The following is a 19,122-nucleotide window of genomic DNA, read 5'->3' on the forward strand; positions in this document are numbered from 1 at the left end:
CCCATCAAGCCGGTTGCTCCACACGGCCCAAACGTGTGAGCGAAGATGCATGTTCCCGTTGACTCATGAGCTAGAGCAATCAAGGATGTGCATGTTCAATCACCGCCGCGCGGCGATTGAACACCTCAGCGAGCAGTACACCGATTGCCGACCGAGTCGGTGTCTTGGCGCACGGCACCTGCGAGCGCATACGCGCGACCGAGCGACTTCGACACCTCCGTCGATGGTCATGGCCTGCCGCGAGGTACCCCTGCCGCCCTGCGTTTTCGAAGGAGCCTTGATGGCTGAAATCTCGCGTCGGTCCCTGTTCGGTGGCGCGCTCGCCACCGGTGCTTTGGCTGTGGGGGTGGGTTCCACGGCCGCCTCCGCCGCGGTGCCGCCGCCGCCGCGGCAGACCGGCCAGACCTCGATGATCGACGTCGCCTTCCCCGCCCACTCCACCGTCCGGATCGGCCTGATCGGCGTGGGCAACCGCGGCGGGAGCATGTCCGGCGAATGGGCCAGGGTGCCCGGATGCGTGGTCACCGCCGTGTGCGACATCCGCCGCGACCGTGCCCAGGGGATCGCCGATCAGCTGGTCGCCGCGGGCAGGCCCCGCCCGGCGGTCCACGGCGGTTCGGCGGTGTCGTACCAGGCGCTGCTTGCGCAGGCCGATGTCGATCTCGTCTACATCGCCACGCCGTGGGAGTTCCACTACGCGCAGGCCCGCGACGCGATGCTGGCGGGCAAGCACGTGTCGGTGGAGCTGCCGATCGCCACCTCCATGACCGAGCTGTGGAGCCTGGTCGACACCTCGGAGCGCACCCGCAAGCACCTGATGCTGGCCGAGAACGTCTGCTACGGCAGCCACGAGCTGGCCATGGTGAAGATGGCCCAGGCAGGCGTCTTCGGCGAGATCACCAACGGCCACGGCGGCTACCTGCACGACTTGCGGGCGCTGCTGTTCAACGACGGCTACTACACCGACGACTGGCGGCGGCTCTGGCACACCCGCAGCACGGCGAGCTTCTACCACATGCACGGACTCGCCCCGGTCGCCGCGGCGATGGACATCAACCGCGGTGACCGCTTCACCACCGTCAACGCCACCGCCACCGCCGCGCGTGGCCTGGCCGACTACCGGCAGCGCTTCGTGCCCGCCGGACACCGGTCGTGGAACGAGACCTACGTCAACGGCGACCTGGTCACCTGCCACCTCAAGACGGCCAAGGGCTACGACATCCGCACCGCGCACGACGTCAGCACGCCCCGCCCGTACAGCCGGATCAACAGCGTCGCGGGCACCCGCGGCCTGTTCGAGGGCTACGCGGGCACCGCGTCGGGCTCCCGGGTCTACTTCGAGCCGTCCCACACCGACCACGGGTGGCGGGACTTCGGCACCTACGGCGAGCAGTACAAGCACTGGCTGGTGGCCAAGCTCGCCGGTTCCGGCGGTGGCCACGGGGGCATGGACTTCATCATGACCTGGCGCACGGTCCAGCTCATGCGCTCGGGTCTCGTCCCGGACATCGACGTCTACGACTCCGCGGCCTGGTGCGCCCCGATCCCGCTCAGCGTCGACTCCCTGGCACTGGGCGGCGCCGCGGTCGAGGTCCCCGACTTCACCCGCGGCGACTGGAGCCGGTCGCGTCCCGGCCTGGACTCGCCGGTGTCCGACATGCCCACCGGCGGCGGCACGCTCGCGCCGCTGCCGAACCTGGCCGCCGCGTTCGACTGCGTCGGTTCCACCAGCGAGACAAACACCGTCCCCGGTGACTTCGACGGCTTCGGCAACAGCTTCTCGGCCGAGAAGCTCACCGCCGCGGGTCTCGCGCCCGGCGCCACCTTCACCGCGCTCGGCGCGAGCATCCAGTGGCCCACCGGCGTCGGCAAGATCAACAACGCTCGGGGTCGCGGCCAGGTGGTCAAGCAGACCGGCCGGGGTAGCAAGCTGGTGCTGGTCGGATCCGGCATCGGCACCCTCCCCAGCGGCGCGGTCACCGTCAAATACACCGACGGCACCACCACCCAAGGCACGATCGCCTTCCCGAACTGGGTGACCCCGGCCGCGGGCGGAGCGACCGCGATCGCGACGACCACCGGCCGCAACCGCCCCACCGGCTACGGCGACACCGCGTACAAGTACACGGTCTTCGCCCACTCGGTCGCGCTCGACCCGGCCAAGACCGTCGACACGGTCACGCTTCCCGTCAACAGCAACCTGCACTTCTTCGGCATGGGCGTGGCCCCGTAACCCACACGCGAAAGACGCCGCCGGGGGCACTCCCCGGCGGCGTCTTGCTGTGTATCAGTCGAAACGTCCCCGGTTCACCAGCCGCGTTCGCGCCATTCGGCGAGCTTCGGGCGCTCGGCGCCGAGGGTGGAGTCGTCGCCGTGGCCTGGGTAGAACCAGGTGTCGTCGGGGAGGACGTCGAAGACGCGGGAGGAGACGTCGTCGATCAGGGACTCGAAGTCCTTGGGCTTCGTCGTCTTCCCGACTCCACCCGGGAACAGGGAATCGCCCGTGAACAGGTGGGGGTGGCCGTCCGGGTCGCGGTAGAGCAGGGCGATGGAGCCCGGCGTGTGGCCGCGCAGGTGGATGACCTCCAGTTCCACCTGTCCGACCGCCACCGTGTCGCCCTGGGTCACGAAGCGGTCCGGGGGGACCGGCAGCGGGCCCGCGTCCAGCGCGTGGGCGATCGTGTTGGCGCCGTTGGCTCCGGCGACCGCGCCCAGGGCCTGCCAGTGGTCGCCATGCTGGTGCGTGGTGACGATGGTCTTCAGGCTGGGGCGGTCCTGGTCGTAGCCGATGACGTCCGACAGGCGGGCCGGGTCGGCCGCGGCGTCGATCAGGAGCGCCTCATGGGTGGCGCGGCAGGTGAGCAGGTAGGCGTTGTTGTCGTACGGGCCGACGGACACCTTGGTGATCGTCAGCGCGTTCAGTGTGCGGCGGGCAGCGGGGCCACCGGGCTCGACATGGCCGGTGTAGTCATCGACGAGGTCCACGGTCGCCGACGGTAGTCTGTCTGCCACCGTTGGTTCCACCCGCGAAGGCAGCGCACCGGGTCAGGCAGTACCCTGTTACCTGAGCGTGACCTGAAACTGAGCTGCAACTGACCACTGTCGCCGATCACCTGCGAGCCCGTGAACTCAGAGACAGAGATCCGAACACGGTCCCCACGCAAGCTGAGCTGGGACGTCATCAGGGTGCTGGCCGTCTACTCGGTCGTCGTCCAGCACGTCACCCACCAGTCGCCGATCAACCACGCCGAACTGGGGCCGTACCCGTTCGTGCTGCCCTTGCAGTTCGGCGCGAGCACGCTGCTGGTGATCTCCGCGTTCTTCATCTGCGTGACCATCCGACGTGGTGAGACGGGCAAGTGGCTGCGCAACCGGCTCGCCCGGCTGCTGCCCGCGTACCTGCTCGCGGTGGTGATCACCTACGGCGTCTCCCGGGCCGTCGCGCCCGCGTTCGGGTGGTATGTGCCCAATGTCACGGACCTGGCCGCGAACCTGTTGCTCGTGCAGGCGTGGTCGCCGACCTTCCACTGGATCGACGCCTCCTACTGGACGCTGCCCGTGCAGGTGATGGCCTTCTTCGCCGCCGCCCTGCTGTGGCCGCGCCGGTGGACGCGGGGCGGTGCGCTGCCCTGGCTGCTGTGGTCGCTGGTGGTGGTGCCGCTGGTGATCCGCTTCGTCTGGCGCGACGACGTCGACGCGGCGCAGTGGATCCGGTCGGTCTTCGACGGGCTGGCGCTGCACCGGGTGGCGCTGTTCGGCGTGGGCATCGCGATCTGGCTGTGGACCCGCGACCGGTTCTCCGGCAAGCACCTCGCCGCCTACCTCGTCGCCGTCCTTGTCGCGCAGGACGCCCACTCCCGCTTCGCCGACACGTGGTCGACCGTGGCGTTCGGGGTCATCCTCGCGGGCATCGTCGCGGCCGCGGGCGGCCCGGACTGGGACATCCCGGGCCTGCGGCAGCTCGCCACGCCCATCCGCTGGCTCGGCGGGATCTCGTTCGGCGTCTACCTGGTCCACCAGGAACTCGGCTTCGTGCTCGCGCGCTTCCTGCTCGACGTGGGCGTCGGAGCGTGGGGCCGCCTGGTCGCCTGCGTGGCGATGGCCGTCGTGCTGGGCTGGGCGATGACCCGACTCGTCGAGCAGCCGTGTCACCGCTGGCTCACCGGCGACATGTTGCTTCGCGCGCGCGTCGCGGGCAACGCCGTGGTGGAGGCGATCCGCGACCTGCCGCAGGTGCCTGCCACGCCCGACGACCTGCCGAGGCAGACCCGCCGGGTCAACCCAGCCGCCGCCGACCCGCTCACCCCGCTCCCGCAGTGGGCCATGGCCACCTCCCAACTGCGCTGACCTTCGCGAGTCGCCCCTCCCGGCAAACGAGTCGCCCCTCCAGGCAAGTGAGTTCGACGCTCAGATAGCGCGAATGTCGAACTCGGTTGCCGGAAGGGGCGACTCACTTGCTGGGAGGGGCGACTCGCGGGGTCAGCCCCAGGCACCTAGGTCGGGGAGGGGGCCGGACAGGCTCGCGGGCCTGCCGCGGCCGGTCAGCCAGGTCAGTGCTGCCGCCGCGGATCCGCTCACCTCGCTGTCGGCGTCCTGGGCGATCGCCAACTCCCAGCTGCGCTGGCTTCCGTCGGGCAGCGAGACGGTCAGCCGCAGCGGGTGGCCGTCCGTGCGGCTGCGGTGGGGGAGCAGCGCGCGGTCGAGGAGCAGGTCGAGGTGGCCGGTCGGGACCGCGTCGAAGCCCACCTCGAAATCGAGGTCGACCAGGTGCGTCCACACCTCGAACAGCCGCATCTGCGGAATCTGCGCGGCGGCGACCGGGGTGCCCGAGGAGTTCTGCACCCGCGCCGCCCAGTCCTCGTGACCGAGTCGCGTAGCCTCGACCATGAAGCGGCCGCAGGCGGCGACCAGGTCCTCGCGCTGGATCTGGCCGAGCCTGCTCGCGCCGTCGGCGATGTCGGCGTTGCGGTCCGCCCAGCTCGGGTAGGCCGCGTGCTCGATGCCGGTGCGCGCCCAGGTCAGCAGGTTGACCAGGGCGTCGGCGTTGCGGGCGAGGTGGGTGACCACGTGCCCGCGGGTCCACCCCGGCAGCAGGCTGGGCCGGGTGAAGTCGGTCTCGGCGAATCTCTCGACCACCCCGGTCAGGACGGCCGTGGCCTCGCGCACGGCGGCCAGCGTGGCCGCGGTGGTCGTGCCGTTCATGGTGCTCGCGGACGTGTTCGACCCAGTCATGAGGACCCCGACATGCTTGGCGTGAACGGAGCGAAAGGTGCTCCCGTGGACCAGCCTAGGCGAGTGACGTTACCCGTGGGTACCGCTCCGCGGGTGCATCGCCGCGACCGGTCCGCGAGAATTGTCGGTGCCCGGCTTTAGCATGGGTGCCGGCCACCAGTGGCCACTCAACCCGCAGCGTGCGATCCCATCCCCGGATGCCGCGCTGCCCGAGTTCTGCCCAGTTCAGAGCACTACCGAAGGGATCTCAGTGGCCGACCGCCTCGTCGTTCGCGGCGCCCGGGAGCACAACCTGCGCGGCGTCGACATCGACCTGCCCAGGGACAGCCTGATCGTGTTCACCGGACTGTCGGGCTCCGGCAAGTCCAGCCTCGCGTTCGACACGATCTTCGCCGAGGGGCAGCGCCGGTACGTCGAGTCGCTGTCGGCCTACGCGCGGCAGTTCCTCGGGCAGATGGACAAGCCGGACGTCGACTTCATCGAGGGACTCTCGCCCGCGGTCTCGATCGACCAGAAGTCGACCAGCCGCAACCCGCGTTCCACGGTCGGCACGATCACCGAGGTCTACGACTACCTGCGTCTGCTCTACGCGCGCGCGGGCAAGCCGCACTGCCCCACCTGCGGCGAGGCGATCAGCAGGCAGACCCCGCAGCAGATCGTCGACCAGGTCCTGGCGATGGAGTCCGGCCTGAAGTTCCAGGTGCTCGCGCCCGTCATCCGCGGCCGCAAGGGCGAGTACATAGACCTGTTCTCCCAGCTGCAGACGCAGGGCTACTCGCGCGCGCTGGTCGACGGCAAGGTCTACCCGCTCACCGAGCCGCCGAAGCTCAAGAAGCAGGAGAAGCACGACATCGCGGTGATCGTCGACCGCCTCTCGGTGAAAGCCTCGTCCAAGCAGCGCCTCACCGACTCGGTGGAGACCGCGCTGCGGCTGGCCGACGGGCTCGTCGAGCTGGAGTTCGTCGATCTTCCCGAGCATGACCCGGGCCGCATCCGGGGTTTCTCCGAGCACTTGGCCTGCCCGAACGGCCACCCGCTCGGCGTCGAGGACCTGGAACCGCGCTCGTTCTCCTTCAACTCGCCGTACGGCGCGTGCCCGGTGTGCACGGGCATCGGCATCAAGAAGGAGGTCGACCCGGAGCTGGTCGTCCCCGACGACGAGCTCTCCCTCGGCGACGGCGCGATCGCGCCCTGGGCGGGCGGTCAGACCGCGGAGTACTTCATCCGGCTGCTCACCGCTCTGGGTGACTCGATCGGGTTCCGAATGGACACCCCGTGGCGGCGGCTGCCGGCGAAGGCGCAGAAGGCGGTCCTGCACGGCACCGACGACCAGGTGCACGTCCGCTACAAGAACCGGTACGGACGCGAGCGGTCGTACTACGCCGCGTACGAGGGCGTGATCCCGTTCCTCGAGCGGCGCCAGGAGCAGACCGACTCGGAGTACATGCGGGAGAAGTACGAGGGCTACATGCGGGAGGTGCCCTGCCCGTCGTGTCAGGGTTCCCGGCTCAAGCCCGAGATCCTCGCGGTGACGCTGCACCACGGCGAGTACGGCGACCGTTCGATCGCCGACATCTCGGCGATGTCGATCAATGAATGCTCGGCGTTCCTCGACGGCCTCAAGCTCGGCAAGCGCGAGACGATGATCGCGGGCGCGGTGCTCAAGGAAATCCAGGCGCGCCTGCGGTTCCTGCTCGACGTCGGCCTCGACTACCTCTCCCTTGACCGCGCGTCCGGCACCTTGTCCGGCGGCGAGGCGCAGCGCATCCGCCTGGCCACGCAGATCGGGTCCGGGCTCGTCGGTGTGCTCTACGTGCTCGACGAGCCGTCGATCGGCCTGCACCAGCGCGACAACCACCGGCTCATGACAACCCTGATCCGCCTTCGCGACCTGGGCAACACGCTGATCGTCGTCGAGCACGACGAGGACACCATCCGCCAGTCCGACTGGATCGTCGACATCGGCCCGGGCGCGGGGGAGCACGGCGGCCGCGTCGTGCACAGCGGCACGTTCAAGGACCTGTTGAAGAACAAGGAATCCCTCACCGGCGCCTACCTCGCAGGCCGCAGCGCCATCCCGATGCCGTTGGTGCGCCGGACCGTCGACAAGAAGCGCCAGCTGACGGTCGTCGGCGCGCGCGAGCACAACCTCCGTGGCATCGACGTGTCGTTCCCGCTGGGCTGCCTGGTCTCGGTCACGGGCGTGTCCGGTTCGGGCAAGTCCACTTTGGTCAACGACATCCTCGCGACCGTGCTGGCCAACAAGCTCAACGGCGCGCGCCAGGTCCCCGGGCGGCACACGCGGGTGCGCGGGCTCGACCAGGTCGACAAGCTCGTGCAGGTCGACCAGTCGCCGATCGGCCGCACCCCGCGGTCCAACGCCGCGACCTACACCGGCGTGTTCGACCACGTCCGCAAGCTGTTCGCCTCCACCACGGAGGCGAAGGTCCGCGGCTACCAGCCGGGACGATTCTCGTTCAACGTCAAGGGCGGCCGCTGCGAGGCGTGCGCGGGCGACGGCACGATCAAGATCGAGATGAACTTCCTGCCGGACGTCTACGTGCCGTGCGAGGTCTGCAAGGGCGCGCGCTACAACCGCGAGACCCTTGAAGTCCACTACAAGGGCAAGACGATCGCCGAAGTCCTCGACATGCCGATCGAGGAGGCCGCGGCGTTCTTCGAGCCGATCAAGGCGATCCACCGGCACCTGGCCACCCTGGTCGACGTCGGCCTCGGCTACGTCCGGCTCGGCCAGCCCGCGCCGACCCTGTCCGGGGGTGAGGCGCAGCGCGTCAAGCTCGCCAGCGAACTGCAGAAGCGGTCCACCGGCAAGACCGTCTACATCCTCGACGAGCCCACCACCGGCCTGCACTTCGAGGACATCCGCAAGCTGCTCGGGGTGATCAACGGCTTGGTGGACAAGGGAAACACCGTGATCGTCATCGAGCACAACCTCGACGTGATCAAGACCTCGGACTGGATCGTCGACATGGGTCCGGAGGGCGGCTCGGGCGGCGGCACGGTCGTCGCGGAGGGCACACCGGAGGACGTGGTCAAGGTCGAGGGCAGTTACACCGGGGAGTTCCTTGCGCACGTGATGTGACCTGCAAAGATCCCGGGTGGATGATGTATTTCTCGACCGGTTGCGGACTCCTACCTCATGACCGAGGTACGCAACCAGGAGGCAGCCATGCAAGACACCCGGGAACTCGTCGCGAGGGTGGCCACACCGTCGCGAGCCACCGCCGCGCCCCAGGCGCTGCGCGGGGGCGGCGACGAGGAACTGCGGTTCTGGGAGGTCCTCAAGGGGATCACCGCGCCCGCCGAGTTCACCCTGGTGACCCATGGCCGCCCTCGACACGCCTTGGACTTGGGGGCGGTGCGTGCGGGCTGACCAGGCCACCAGCCGCGAGACCACCACGCTGACCCGGGTGCGACATGCACTCGGGTCAGCGGTCGTGGTCTACGACGGCCCTGGCTGCGTGCCGCCGCCGACGGCGACGCTCGCGATCCACGTGGCCGCGGCCGCCGACGACCTGACCCCGTTCGGCCGGTGGGCCCGATCCGCCCGGCTTCCCGCGGTCACGCTGACGTTCGACGGTGAGCGGATCTTGGTGGGTCCGCTGTCCGTTCCCGGCCGCCCCGGCTGCGCGGAGTGCGCGCGCAGGCGCATGCTCGCCGCCAAGGCGGCGTCCTTCGGGGCGGTCGCCCCACAGGTCGCGCATCTGGCCGTCGCCGACTCGCCGATGGGCGTCGCTCTACGTCGCCCCGCCGCAAAGGCTCGGACCTCCGCTGTGCCGGGAGCGAGCGCCGACGACCCGGACCGCACCTCCGCCGTGGCACGATCGGTCGTCCTCGGGGCGGATGACGACCCGGAGCGCACGACCGATGTGGCGAACTCACTCATCGTCGCGGCGGATGACGACGTGGAACGCACCACGGCGGTGCCGCGGTCGGTCGTCGTCGGCGTGGACGATGACGTGGAGCGCACCACGGCCGTGGCGCGATCACTCATCACCGCGGCCGACGATGATGACGTGGAGCGCACCGCCGCTGTGTCGGGCCTCCTGTACGGCCGCATCACGCCGCCCGTAGACCCGGACAAGACCACCGTCGTCCCCGACGACCTCACCGAACGGTCCGGCAGCCACGGCAGCTACGCGGGCAGCCTCGAACTCCCCGACCCGCAAGCCGACCGAGTCGTCGCCCTCCTACGCAGCGGCGCCCGCGACCTCGTCGACCACGTCGCCGAGGTGGTCGACGGCGAAGTCGTGTGGCACCGCGTGATCCCCCTGCCATCCTGCGACGTCTGCGGCGGCGCCGAGGGGATCGGCGCCGTGGGCCTTCCCGAGGGCGACGACCCCGCCGCGCTGCTGGAGGCACTGGCGGGCTGGGTGGACCCGCTGACCGGGGTCATCCCGTGGATCTCCCTCAAACAACCGCTCGGCACCGGACCCGACCTTCCCTTCGTCGCCACGGCGGCACCACCGCACCACGTGGACACCGAGGGGCGGGCGCGGGCGCTGCCGATCGGCTGGGGCAAGGGCGCCACCCAGGCCGAGGCGATCCTGTCGGCGGTGGGGGAGGCGATCGAGCGGTACGCGCCGTCGCTGCCCGAGGCCGAGAAGCTGGTGTGGGCCCGGCCCGCCGACCTGGCAGGCGACATCCTCGACCCTCGCGAATTCCCTTTGTACGAACCGGAAAGCTACGCCCGCCCCGGGTTCGCGTTCGCCGCGTTCGACCGCCGGACCGACCACCCGTGGGTCCGCGGCACCTGGCTGGGCACCGACCGGCCCGTCTGGGTCCCCGCCGTGTTCACCTACCTGGCGATGACGCTGCTGCCCGAGCACCTGATCTGCCAGGGCACGTCCAACGGCCTCGCCGCGGGCACCGACGCCGAGTCGGCCACCGTCCGGGCCGTCCTCGAACTCATCGAGCGCGACGCGATGATGGCCGCGTGGCTGACCGGAGCCAAAGGCCGGTACGTCGAACTCGACGACACCCTCGACCCGGACCTGGCCGCCATCGTCGAGGCGCTGCGCACGCAGGGCGTCACCGTCGAGGTGTACCTGCTGCCCACCAGCATGTACGGCGTCACCGCCGCCGCGCTCGCCCTCGGCGACGGCAAGCGCAGGCCCGGGGCGACGCTGGGGCTCGGGGCCGACAGGTCGCCCCGCGCGGCGATCCGGGCGGCGGTCCTCGAACTCGCGCAGACCGCGTCGCACCTGGCGGGTCTCATGCGGGAGCGCCCGGTGCCGAAGGGGCCGGAGGAGGTCCGCGAGATGCTCGACCACGCCGCCTACTACTTCCCGCTCGACCGGGTCGCCGCCTTCGACCGGCTCCGCTGCGGCGGCACCTCCCGGCTGCGCGACCTGCGTGAACCGGTGGCCGAGTCGTCGGTCACCGACCTAGCCCACGTCCTGGGCTCGGCGAAGGTCCGGGTGGCGGTGGTCGACGTGACGAGCGCCGATGTCGCGACGGGGCCGTTCCGGGTGGTCCGCGCGGTGAGCCCCGACCTGCAGCCGATCAGCTACGGGTATGGCAACGACCGCTCGGTTGTGGCCCGCCTCCGCGGACGCACCTTGTCGGCGAACCGCACGAACATCCACCCCATCTGGTAGCTGGGCCGGCAGAAAAACGACGGCACCCCCGCCGTCGACCGTGGTGTCGTTTTCCCGCCAGCCGGTGTCGGTGGCCTGGGGAAGACTGGTCGCATGTACACCGAGGTGGAGCGTTGCGTGCGAGCCGTGCAGTCGAAGGACGCGCGGTTCGACGGCTGGTTCTTCACCGCCGTCCTGACCACCCGGATCTACTGCCGCCCCAGCTGCCCCGTGGTCCCGCCCAAGGTCCGCAACATGCGCTTCTACCCGAGCGCGGCGGCGGCCCAGCAGGCCGGTTTCCGCGCCTGCAAGCGATGCAGGCCCGACGCCAGCCCCGGCTCTCCACAGTGGAACGAGCGGGCCGACCTGGTGGCCAGGGCGATGCGGCTGATCGCCGACGGCGTCGTCGACGCCGAGGGCGTGCCCGGGCTGGCGCGCAGGCTGGGCTACAGCGTGCGGCAGATCGAGCGGCAGCTCCAAGCCGAGCTCGGCGCCGGCCCGCTGGCCATCGCCCGGGCCCAGCGCGCCCAGACGGCCCGGCTGCTGATCGAGACCACGGCCCTGCCGATGGCCGTGGTGGCGCCCGCCGCCGGGTTCGCCAGCGTGCGCACGTTCAACGACACGGTCCGCGAGGTGTTCGCCCAGTCACCCACGGAGCTGCGACAGCGGGTGCGTCCGGCGGGGAGGCCGGACGGGACACCGTCGACCACGCTGACCTTGCGACTCCCGTTTCGCGCGCCGCTGTGCCCGGACAACCTGTTCGGCCACCTCGTGGCGACCGGCGTGCCCGGTGTCGAGGAGTGGCGCGACGGCGCGTACCGGCGCACGATCCGGCTGCCGCACGGCCCGGCGATCGTCGAGCTGCGCCCGCAGCCGGAGCACATCGGCTGCAAGCTGATGCTCTCCGACCTGCGCGACCTCGCGCTGGCGATCAGCCGCTGCCGGTGGCTGCTCGACCTCGACGCCGACCCGGTGGCCGTCGACGAACTGCTCGCCGCCGACCCGCTCCTGGCCCCACTGGTGGCGAAAGACCCAGGCAGGCGAGTGCCGCGCACGGTCTGCTCCGCCGAGTTCGCCGTCCGCGCCGTCCTCGGCCAGCAGGTGTCGACCGCCGCCGCCCGCACCCACGCGGCCCGACTCGTCACCGCCCACGGCGACCCGATCGACGACCCGGCGGGCGGCCTCACCCACCTGTTCCCCACCCCGGAGGCCCTCGCCGGGATCGACCCGGAGACGCTGGCCATGCCCCAGTCCCGCAGGCGGACGCTCACCACCCTGGTCGCCGCCCTCGCCGCGGGCGACCTCGACCTCGGCGTCGGCAGCGACTGGCACGCCGCCCGCCAAGCCCTCTCCGACCTGCCCGGATTCGGTCCGTGGACCGTCGAGATGATCGCCATGCGCGCCCTCGGCGACCCGGACGCCTTCGTCCCCGGCGACCTCGGGGTCAAGCTGGCCGCCGCCGCCCTTGGCCTGCCCACCGACCCGAAAGCGCTCATCGCGCACGCCCAGGCCTGGCGGCCCTGGCGCGCCTACGCCACGCAGTACCTGTGGGGTACGAGCGAGCACGTCATCAACCGAATGCCCACGACCCAGGAGAACTCATGACCGCGACCATCACTCGCTCCCACACGGTCGTCGACAGCCCCGTCGGCGTGCTGACCCTCGTCGCCACCGACGGTGTCCTCTCCGGCCTGTACATGGAACAGCAGCGCCACCGCCCACCCGAGGAGACGTTCGGCGAGCGCGACGACGAGCCGTTCGGTGAGGTGATCACCCAGCTCGGCGAGTACTTCGCGGGCGATCGCAAGCGCTTTGACCTGCCCATGGCGTTCGCGGGCACCGACTTCCAGCGGCGGGTGTGGACGCAGCTCTGCGAGATCCCGTACGGCGAGACCGTTTCCTACGGTGAGCTGGCGGCCCGGCTGGGCAAGCCGTCCGCGTCGCGCGCGGTCGGGCTGGCCAACGGCAAGAACCCGATCGGCCTGATCGTGCCGTGCCACCGGGTGGTCGGGTCGACCGGCGACCTCACCGGTTACGGCGGCGGCCTGCCCCGCAAGCGCTACCTGCTGGACTTCGAACGGGGTCTGAGCACCGGGTGAGTGATCCACTCGCGATTTCTTGTGTGGTTGTGACAAAGAAACGGTGCTGGACAAAACGTGACTTCACTTCTCGGCCGAATGGAGTAATTTCCTCGGCGGTGTCGGGCCCACCGGCCGGACACCGCCGAGGGGTCAAGGCCAACGTTCGTCCAGTCACCTCAAGGAAGTCACCATGAGATCGCGTTCCACCCGTGTATCCCTGATCGCCGCAGCCGTCGCACTCGTCGCGGGCGCCGGGATCGCCACGATCGGGCCCGCTTCGGCCGCCGACGCTCCCACGAACTTCCAGAGTGCCTACGAGTACTCGGTGGCGAACCCGAACGCGACCCCACCGGGTGCGAACAACTTCGGGTGTCCACTGAGCTTCCTGCACCCGCGGCCGGTCGTGCTGGTGCACGGCACGTTCGAGAACATGTACGACAACTGGGGCACCATGTCGCCCACGCTGCAGGCCGCGGGATTCTGCGTCTTCGCCTTGAACTACGGCAGCGTCGATCCGACCCGGACGATCAACGGCACCGGTGACATCCCGACCTCGGCGAAGGAACTTTCCGCCTTCATCGATCAGGTGCTGGCCAAGACTGGCGCGTCCAAGGTGGACATTGTCGGGCACTCGCAGGGCGGCATGATGCCGCGCTACTACATCAAGAACCTCGGTGGCGCGAGCAAGGTCAACAAGCTGATCGGGCTGGCACCGTCCAACCACGGCACGACGGTCGCGGGCCTGTCGAACCTGCTGACCTCGATCCCGCTGGCGAAGTCGTTCATCGACACCCAGTGCCCCGCGTGCAGCCAGCAGTTCGCCGGTTCGGAGTTCCTCACGCAGCTCAACGCGGGCGGGGAGACGGACCCGGCGGTGAAGTACACGGTGATCCAGACCCGCTACGACGAGGTGGTCACCCCGTACACCTCGGCGTGGCTGGCTCCGGCGTCCAACGTCAAGAACAAGCTGGTGCAGGACATGTGCCCGCTCGACCCGGTCGAGCACATCGGCATTGCCTGGGATCCGCTGGTGATCCAGCAGACGATGCACGAGCTCGACTCTCGCCTTCCGGCCGTCGTCGCCTGCCTCTGAGCATTCGTTACCGGAAAGCCGCACCTGATCCAGGTGCGGCTTTCCGGTGTACTGGCAACGGTGAACGGGATGTGATGACCCGGTGGCCCGGTGGCGAGCTTGATCGAGTTCTGGTCCCATGGAGGGCGTGTCCCCGCCAACCCGCGCCCAGCTCGCCGCCGCCCGTGACCGCACCATTCCCGATGTCCTCGCGCCAGGTCTCGCCGTGATGTTCTGCGGCATCAACCCGAGCCTGTACTCCGCGGCCACCGGGCACCACTTCGCCCGGCCGGGCAACCGGTTCTGGCCCGCCCTGCACCTGTCCGGTTTCACCCCGCGCCTGCTGCGCCCCGCCGAGCAGCACCTGCTGCCCCAGTTCGGCTTGGGCGTGACCAACCTGGTCGCCCGTGCGACCGCCCGCGCCGACGAGTTGTCCACCGAGGAACTGGCCGCCGGGGGCGAACGCCTGGTCGCGGTGGTCGACGAGTACCGCCCGCACACCGTCGCCATCGTGGGGGTTACCGCGTACCGGGTCGCCTTCGGTGCGCCGCACGCGGTGATCGGCCCGCAGGACGAGCGGATCGGCGAGGCCAAGCTGTGGGTGCTGCCGAACCCGAGCGGCCTCAACGCCCATTTTCAGCTCAACGATGTCGCCGCGGAGTTCCGGGCACTTCGCGAGCACGGCTGAAGACCGTGAAGAGCAGGCGCAGCCCGATGAGAGCGCTGATCAGCAGCAGGTTGTAGCCGATGCCTTGATACAGCGTGGTTTCCCCCAGCAGCCGCGGTCCACCGGCACTGCCGAGCAGCAGCACGCCCATGATGCCCGCGGTGGCCCCGATGAAGGCCAGGATGACCTGGTTGAGCAGTCCGGTCACCAGCGCGCGGTCGCGTTCGTCGGCGAAGAGCCGGACGTTGACCGAGAGCCGCCCCTCTTCCAGCGCGCCGCTGATCCGGTCGATCCGCCGGGGCAGCCGCCGCAGGACCGGAAGCATGGCCATCAGCTCCCCGGTGACCAGGTCGCGGGCGCCCGCCACCGCGGTGGGTCCCGCCACGCGCGCGGCCATGTACGAACGGGACTCCAGCACGATGTCGAACCCGGGGGACAGCCGCGCCAGGGTGCCCTCCATCGTGGTCAGGGCCCGGAACACGGCGGCGATCGCGGGCGGCACGGCCAGGCCGAACGACGTCACCAGCCGGAACAGGTCGGTGAACATGGTGATGTCCGGTTCGGACCCGTGCTGCAGGTGCGTGGCCATGAAGCCGCCGAGTGCCCGCTCCAGTTTGCGCTCGTCGATCTCGGCGGGACGCTCGACCACCGACAGCAGACCGTCGCGCAGGGCCGCCGCGTCACCGCGGTCGATGGCGAGCAGCAGGTCCTGCAGGCCGGTCCGCAGCGAGGTGTCGAGCCTGCCGACGGAGCCGAAGTCGAGCATCCCGAGTCGACCGTCGGACAGCAGCAGGATGTTGCCCGGGTGCGGGTCGGCGTGGAACACACCGTGCTGGATCACCTGACGCAGCAGGCAGTGGAGCAGTTCACGGGCCGCGCCCGCCGGGTCCGGCACAGCCGCCGCCTTGCGCAGCGGGACACCGTCGAGCCGCTCCATGACCAGCACCCGCTCGGTGCTCTCGTGCGGCAGCGGCAGCCGCACCGCCGCATCGGGCAGGTGCCCGCCGGACGCCGCGGCGACCGTGGTCAGGTTGCGGGCCTCGACCCGGAAGTCCAGTTCCTCCAACAAAGCCCTGGCGAACCCGTCGGCCAGGTCGACCACGCCCAGGGAACGCGCCCAGGATGTGCGGGACTCCAGCGTCCGGGCGAGCCGGTGCACGATGTCAAGGTCGAGTTCGACCTGCGCGCGCACGCCCGGCCGCTGGACCTTGACCACCGCGTCCGCGCCGGAGCGCAGCGTCGCCCGGTGCACCTGGGCGATCGACGCCGATGCCAGCGGTGTGGTGTCGAACTCGGCGAACACGTCCTCGGGCGCCGCGCCGAACTCCGCGCGCAGCACCGCGTCGATCGCGTCGGCCGACACCGGGGCGACCCGGTCCTGCAGCAGGGTCAGCTCGTCGATGAACTCCGGCGGCAGCAGGTCGGCGCGGGTGGAGAGCACCTGGCCGAGCTTGACGAACGTGACCCCGCCTTCCTCCAGCGCCTTCCGCAGTGAGCGGGCGAGCCGGGCCTGGCCGCTGTCCTCCCGTTTGCCCGCCAGGTACGGGCCGAGCCCGTGGCGCACGGCGATCGCGGTGATCCGGGTGTAGCGGCGGGCGCGTGACCACCGGCCGCGGATCGCGCGCAGCGAGCCGAGCGGACCGAGTCCGGTGCCCGCGGGCCAGACGACTTCCCAGACGAACAGGACCGCGACCGCCACCAGCAGCGTCCCGCCGAAGAACGGGATGATGAACAGCAGAACGGCCGCTTCGTCCCCGGGCCGCACCTCCTGCATCCCCTGGCCGACCACCCCCGCGAGACTCCAGGCGACCAGGCTGGACACCGCGGCCCGCAAGGTTCCGACATGCACCCCGAGTGTCCGCCGGGCGCCGACGATCATGATCTTGACGCTGATCGCGAACGCCACAACGCCGGAGACGCTGAGCAGGACGTAGTTCATTACTTCCCTTCCCCCTTTGACACGCCGAATGATCGCGCGGCGCTCGCGGCGTGAGCCTCCCACGGGCGGGTGACCGTCCTCCCTCCTACGGGGGAGCGCCGCGGACCGGGCGGGGGAGGGGCGGCCCGCGGGCGGTCTGCCAGGATCGGTCGTGTGGGAGTGCGGGCGGTGCTGGGACCGGTGGGTCGGGAGTCGACCTACCGGCGCTGGGTGTACCTGATCATCGGCGGTGCGCTGCTGGTCCCGTACGTGTTCCTGGCCTCCACCCTGGTCTCGGTGGCGAGCGACCGGATACCGGTCTGGCTGATCGTGGCGCTGATCCTGGTGGTGATGGTCGCGGCGATCGTGGTGATGTCGTTCATCCCGGCCGTGCGGGTGATCGAGGGGACGGCGGCGCGGGAACTGCTCGGCGACGCGGTGCCCGAGCACGCCACGCGCCGGGTGACGTCCTGGCCCGCGCGGTGGCGCACGGCGGTGTGGGCGGTGTCGCACCTGCTGATCGGCGGGGTCGTCAGCGGGGTCACGCTGGCGCTGCCACCCGCGGTGGTGTCGTCATTCGCGGTGCCGTTCACCGGGTCGTTCTACCTCGGCGAGGTCTCGGCGCCGATGCCGAAGGGCTGGGCGGCCGCGTGGATCCCGGCGCTCGGCGTGCTGAGCCTGCTGCTGCTGGTCCACGTCGTGTCCTGGTGCGGAGCGCTGTTCATCCGGCTGGCCCCGGCGCTGCTCGGCCCGACCCCGGACGACGAACTCGTCGCCCTGCGCAGGCGCGCCGAACAGCTCGCCGAACGCAACCGGCTGGCCCGTGAACTGCACGACTCGGTCGGGCACGCGCTCAGCATCGTCACCGTCCAGGCCGCCGCCGCCCGCCGGGTGCTCGCGGCCGACCCCGCGTTCGTCGACAAGGCGCTCGGTGCCATCGAGGAGTCGGCTCGGTCCGCGCTGGAGGACCTCGACCACGTCCTCGGCCTGCTGCGCGAAGACCGCGCGCCCACGGCGCCGCAGTGGACACTCGACGACCTGCCCGGTCTGCTCGACCGGACCAGGATCGCCGGGGTGCGCGTGGAGTCCACTGTGGAGGGCGAGGTGTCGAGGCTGCCCGCCGCGGTGTCGCGCGAGGCGTACCGGATCGTCCAGGAGTGCCTGACCAACGTCCTGCGGCACGCCGGAAAGGTTCCCGTCGCCGTGCGGCTGGCGGTGGGGCAGGAGGAACTGGTGTTGGACATAGACAATCCGCTCGACGGCGTCGGCGCGCCGCGACCGGGTGGTGGCCGGGGGCTCGCGGGGATGCGCGAGCGCGTGACCGTCCTTCGTGGACAGATGACGGCGGGTGTCGATGACGGCCGCTGGGTGGTGGCCGTGCGCATTCCGCTGCGTTCGGGTGTGCGGGACGAGGAATTGGTGGGGGAATGATCACGGTACTGCTGGTCGACGACGAGGAACTGATCCGCGCGGGGTTGCGCGCGATCATCGATTCGGAGCCCGACCTGTCGGTGGTCGGCGAGGCGGGCGACGGCGCCGAGGTGGCCCCGCTGGTGGTGCGGCTGCGGCCCGACGTGGTGTTGATGGACGTGCGGATGCCCGCGGTGGACGGCATCGCGGCCACCCGGCACCTGCTGGAGACCTTCGCGGAACCGCCGAAGATCCTCGTCGTCACCACGTTCGAGAACGACGACTACGTCTACGACGCCCTGCGCGTCGGCGCGAACGGGTTCCTGCTCAAGCGGACCCGGCCCGACGACATCGTCAAGGCGATCCGCCTGGTCGCGACCGGCGACTCCCTGCTGTTCCCGTCGGCGATCCGCGCGCTGGCCGCCGCGCACGGCTCGGACAGGGGCACCCGCGGCCTGGCCGCCGCGGGCCTGACCGAGCGGGAGGCGGAGGTCCTGCGGCTGATGGCCACCGGCCTGTCCAACGGCGAGATCGGCGAGAAGCTGTTCGTGAGCCTGCAGACGGTCAAGACCCACGTCGGCAACGTCCTGGCCAAGCTCGGCGCCCGCGACCGCACCCAGGCCGTCATCACCGCCTACGAATCCGGCTTCATCACCCCCGCCTAACCCGCGAGTCGCCCCTCCCGGCAAACGAGTCGCCCCGTCCGGCGACTGAGTTCGACATTCGGGTGACGCGAATGTCGAACTCAGCTGCCGGGGAGGGCGACTCGTTTGCCGGAAGGGGCGACTCGCGGCTGGGCGTGGGGGTTTCTGCCCGAAATCGGGCAGGGAAGTTGCCTAAAGGGGGCATTCGATGCCAGTGTCGGGTGTCGTGACCGAGTCACCGCCGCCGGACCTCGTCCGGCACGTCGCCGAGAGCACCGGGCTCACGCCCGGGGTCGCGGCGCGGGTCGTCGCCGATGTGATCGGGTATTTCGGCGAGACGACCGAGGACTATGTCCGCCGCAGGCACGCCGAGCTGCGGGGCAAGCAGTACCGCAACGCGCAGATCTGGACCGCCCTGGCGGCTGAGCTGGCCGCCCGGCCGGTGGCGCCGCCGCGGCTGACCGAGCGCCAGTTGCGCCGCATCGTCTACGGATAGGG

General features: G+C 70.6%; 15 protein-coding genes. 12 read left to right on the plus strand and 3 right to left on the minus strand.

The annotated features are described in order from the left end of the window. Positions 1-280: 280 nt before the first annotated feature. Positions 281-2,233 carry a Gfo/Idh/MocA family protein gene (locus C8E96_RS22240; RefSeq protein WP_091383845.1) on the plus strand — a complete coding sequence of 651 codons (1,953 nt, stop codon included), beginning with the start codon at positions 281-283 and terminating at the stop codon, positions 2,231-2,233. Positions 2,234-2,307: 74 nt separating this feature from the next. Here the strand turns inward: C8E96_RS22240 and C8E96_RS22245 are convergent, their stop codons facing one another. After that, entirely contained in the window at positions 2,308-2,985 is a 678-nt protein-coding gene (locus C8E96_RS22245; RefSeq protein WP_091383847.1) for an MBL fold metallo-hydrolase, read from the minus strand. A gap of 138 nt (positions 2,986-3,123) precedes the next feature. On the opposite strand from C8E96_RS22245, the gene C8E96_RS22250 reads away from it, so the two are divergent. Then, on the plus strand, positions 3,124-4,347 hold the full coding sequence (locus C8E96_RS22250; RefSeq protein ID WP_228770343.1) for an acyltransferase family protein: 1,224 nt from the start codon (positions 3,124-3,126) through the stop codon (positions 4,345-4,347). A gap of 132 nt (positions 4,348-4,479) precedes the next feature. On the opposite strand, the gene C8E96_RS22255 is transcribed toward C8E96_RS22250, so the two are convergent. Beyond that, positions 4,480-5,232, minus strand: coding sequence for a maleylpyruvate isomerase family mycothiol-dependent enzyme (locus C8E96_RS22255; RefSeq protein WP_091383851.1), 753 nt, complete (start codon positions 5,230-5,232; stop codon positions 4,480-4,482). Between the two features lie 250 nt (positions 5,233-5,482). On the opposite strand from C8E96_RS22255, the gene uvrA reads away from it, so the two are divergent. From uvrA to mug, 7 genes are all read left to right on the plus strand, one after another. Further along, positions 5,483-8,335, plus strand: a complete 2,853-nt coding sequence (gene uvrA / locus C8E96_RS22260) for an excinuclease ABC subunit UvrA (protein ID WP_091383853.1) — start codon at positions 5,483-5,485, stop codon at positions 8,333-8,335. 87 nt (positions 8,336-8,422) lie between these two features. Beyond that, positions 8,423-8,626, plus strand: coding sequence for a hypothetical protein (locus C8E96_RS22265; RefSeq protein ID WP_133794669.1), 204 nt, complete (start codon positions 8,423-8,425; stop codon positions 8,624-8,626). A gap of 37 nt (positions 8,627-8,663) precedes the next feature. Next, the gene (locus C8E96_RS22270; RefSeq protein ID WP_133794671.1) at positions 8,664-10,853 is read left to right on the plus strand and encodes a YcaO-like family protein; all 2,190 of its coding nucleotides are present in this window, start codon (positions 8,664-8,666) and stop codon (positions 10,851-10,853) included. 93 nt (positions 10,854-10,946) lie between these two features. Then, positions 10,947-12,437: an AlkA N-terminal domain-containing protein gene (locus tag C8E96_RS22275; protein ID WP_091383859.1), complete on the plus strand. Its 1,491-nt coding sequence runs from the start codon at positions 10,947-10,949 to the stop codon at positions 12,435-12,437. Further along, on the plus strand, positions 12,434-12,931 hold the full coding sequence (locus tag C8E96_RS22280; protein WP_091383861.1) for a methylated-DNA--[protein]-cysteine S-methyltransferase: 498 nt from the start codon (positions 12,434-12,436) through the stop codon (positions 12,929-12,931). The genes C8E96_RS22275 and C8E96_RS22280 overlap by 4 nt, the downstream gene beginning before the upstream one ends. Positions 12,932-13,103: 172 nt before the next feature. Continuing rightward, a complete protein-coding gene (locus C8E96_RS22285; RefSeq protein ID WP_091383863.1) occupies positions 13,104-14,006 on the plus strand; it encodes an esterase/lipase family protein in 903 nt (300 codons plus the stop codon). 127 nt (positions 14,007-14,133) lie between these two features. Further along, positions 14,134-14,673 (plus strand): G/U mismatch-specific DNA glycosylase, encoded by a 540-nt coding sequence (mug, locus tag C8E96_RS22290; RefSeq protein ID WP_228770344.1) that lies wholly within the window; start codon positions 14,134-14,136, stop codon positions 14,671-14,673. Here the strand turns inward: mug and C8E96_RS22295 are convergent. Further along, positions 14,627-16,591: an ABC1 kinase family protein gene (locus C8E96_RS22295; protein WP_091383867.1), complete on the minus strand. Its 1,965-nt coding sequence runs from the start codon at positions 16,589-16,591 to the stop codon at positions 14,627-14,629. The genes mug and C8E96_RS22295 overlap by 47 nt on opposite strands. A gap of 168 nt (positions 16,592-16,759) precedes the next feature. Here C8E96_RS22295 and C8E96_RS22300 point away from each other — a divergent pair, with 168 nt between their 5' ends. The 3 genes from C8E96_RS22300 to C8E96_RS22310 all read left to right on the plus strand — a co-directional run bounded on the left by C8E96_RS22300 (position 16,760) and on the right by C8E96_RS22310 (position 19,120). After that, the gene (locus tag C8E96_RS22300; protein WP_228770345.1) at positions 16,760-18,001 is read left to right on the plus strand and encodes a sensor histidine kinase; all 1,242 of its coding nucleotides are present in this window, start codon (positions 16,760-16,762) and stop codon (positions 17,999-18,001) included. Further along, complete coding sequence (locus C8E96_RS22305; protein WP_091383871.1) at positions 17,998-18,645, plus strand: response regulator; 648 nt, start codon at positions 17,998-18,000, stop codon at positions 18,643-18,645. Before C8E96_RS22300 ends, C8E96_RS22305 begins: the two co-directional genes overlap by 4 nt. A gap of 187 nt (positions 18,646-18,832) precedes the next feature. Beyond that, complete coding sequence (locus tag C8E96_RS22310; protein ID WP_091383873.1) at positions 18,833-19,120, plus strand: hypothetical protein; 288 nt, start codon at positions 18,833-18,835, stop codon at positions 19,118-19,120. Positions 19,121-19,122 lie beyond the last annotated feature (2 nt).

Origin of the sequence: Actinokineospora alba, assembly GCF_004362515.1 — a bacterium.
GTDB classification, from domain to species: domain Bacteria; phylum Actinomycetota; class Actinomycetes; order Mycobacteriales; family Pseudonocardiaceae; genus Actinokineospora; species Actinokineospora alba.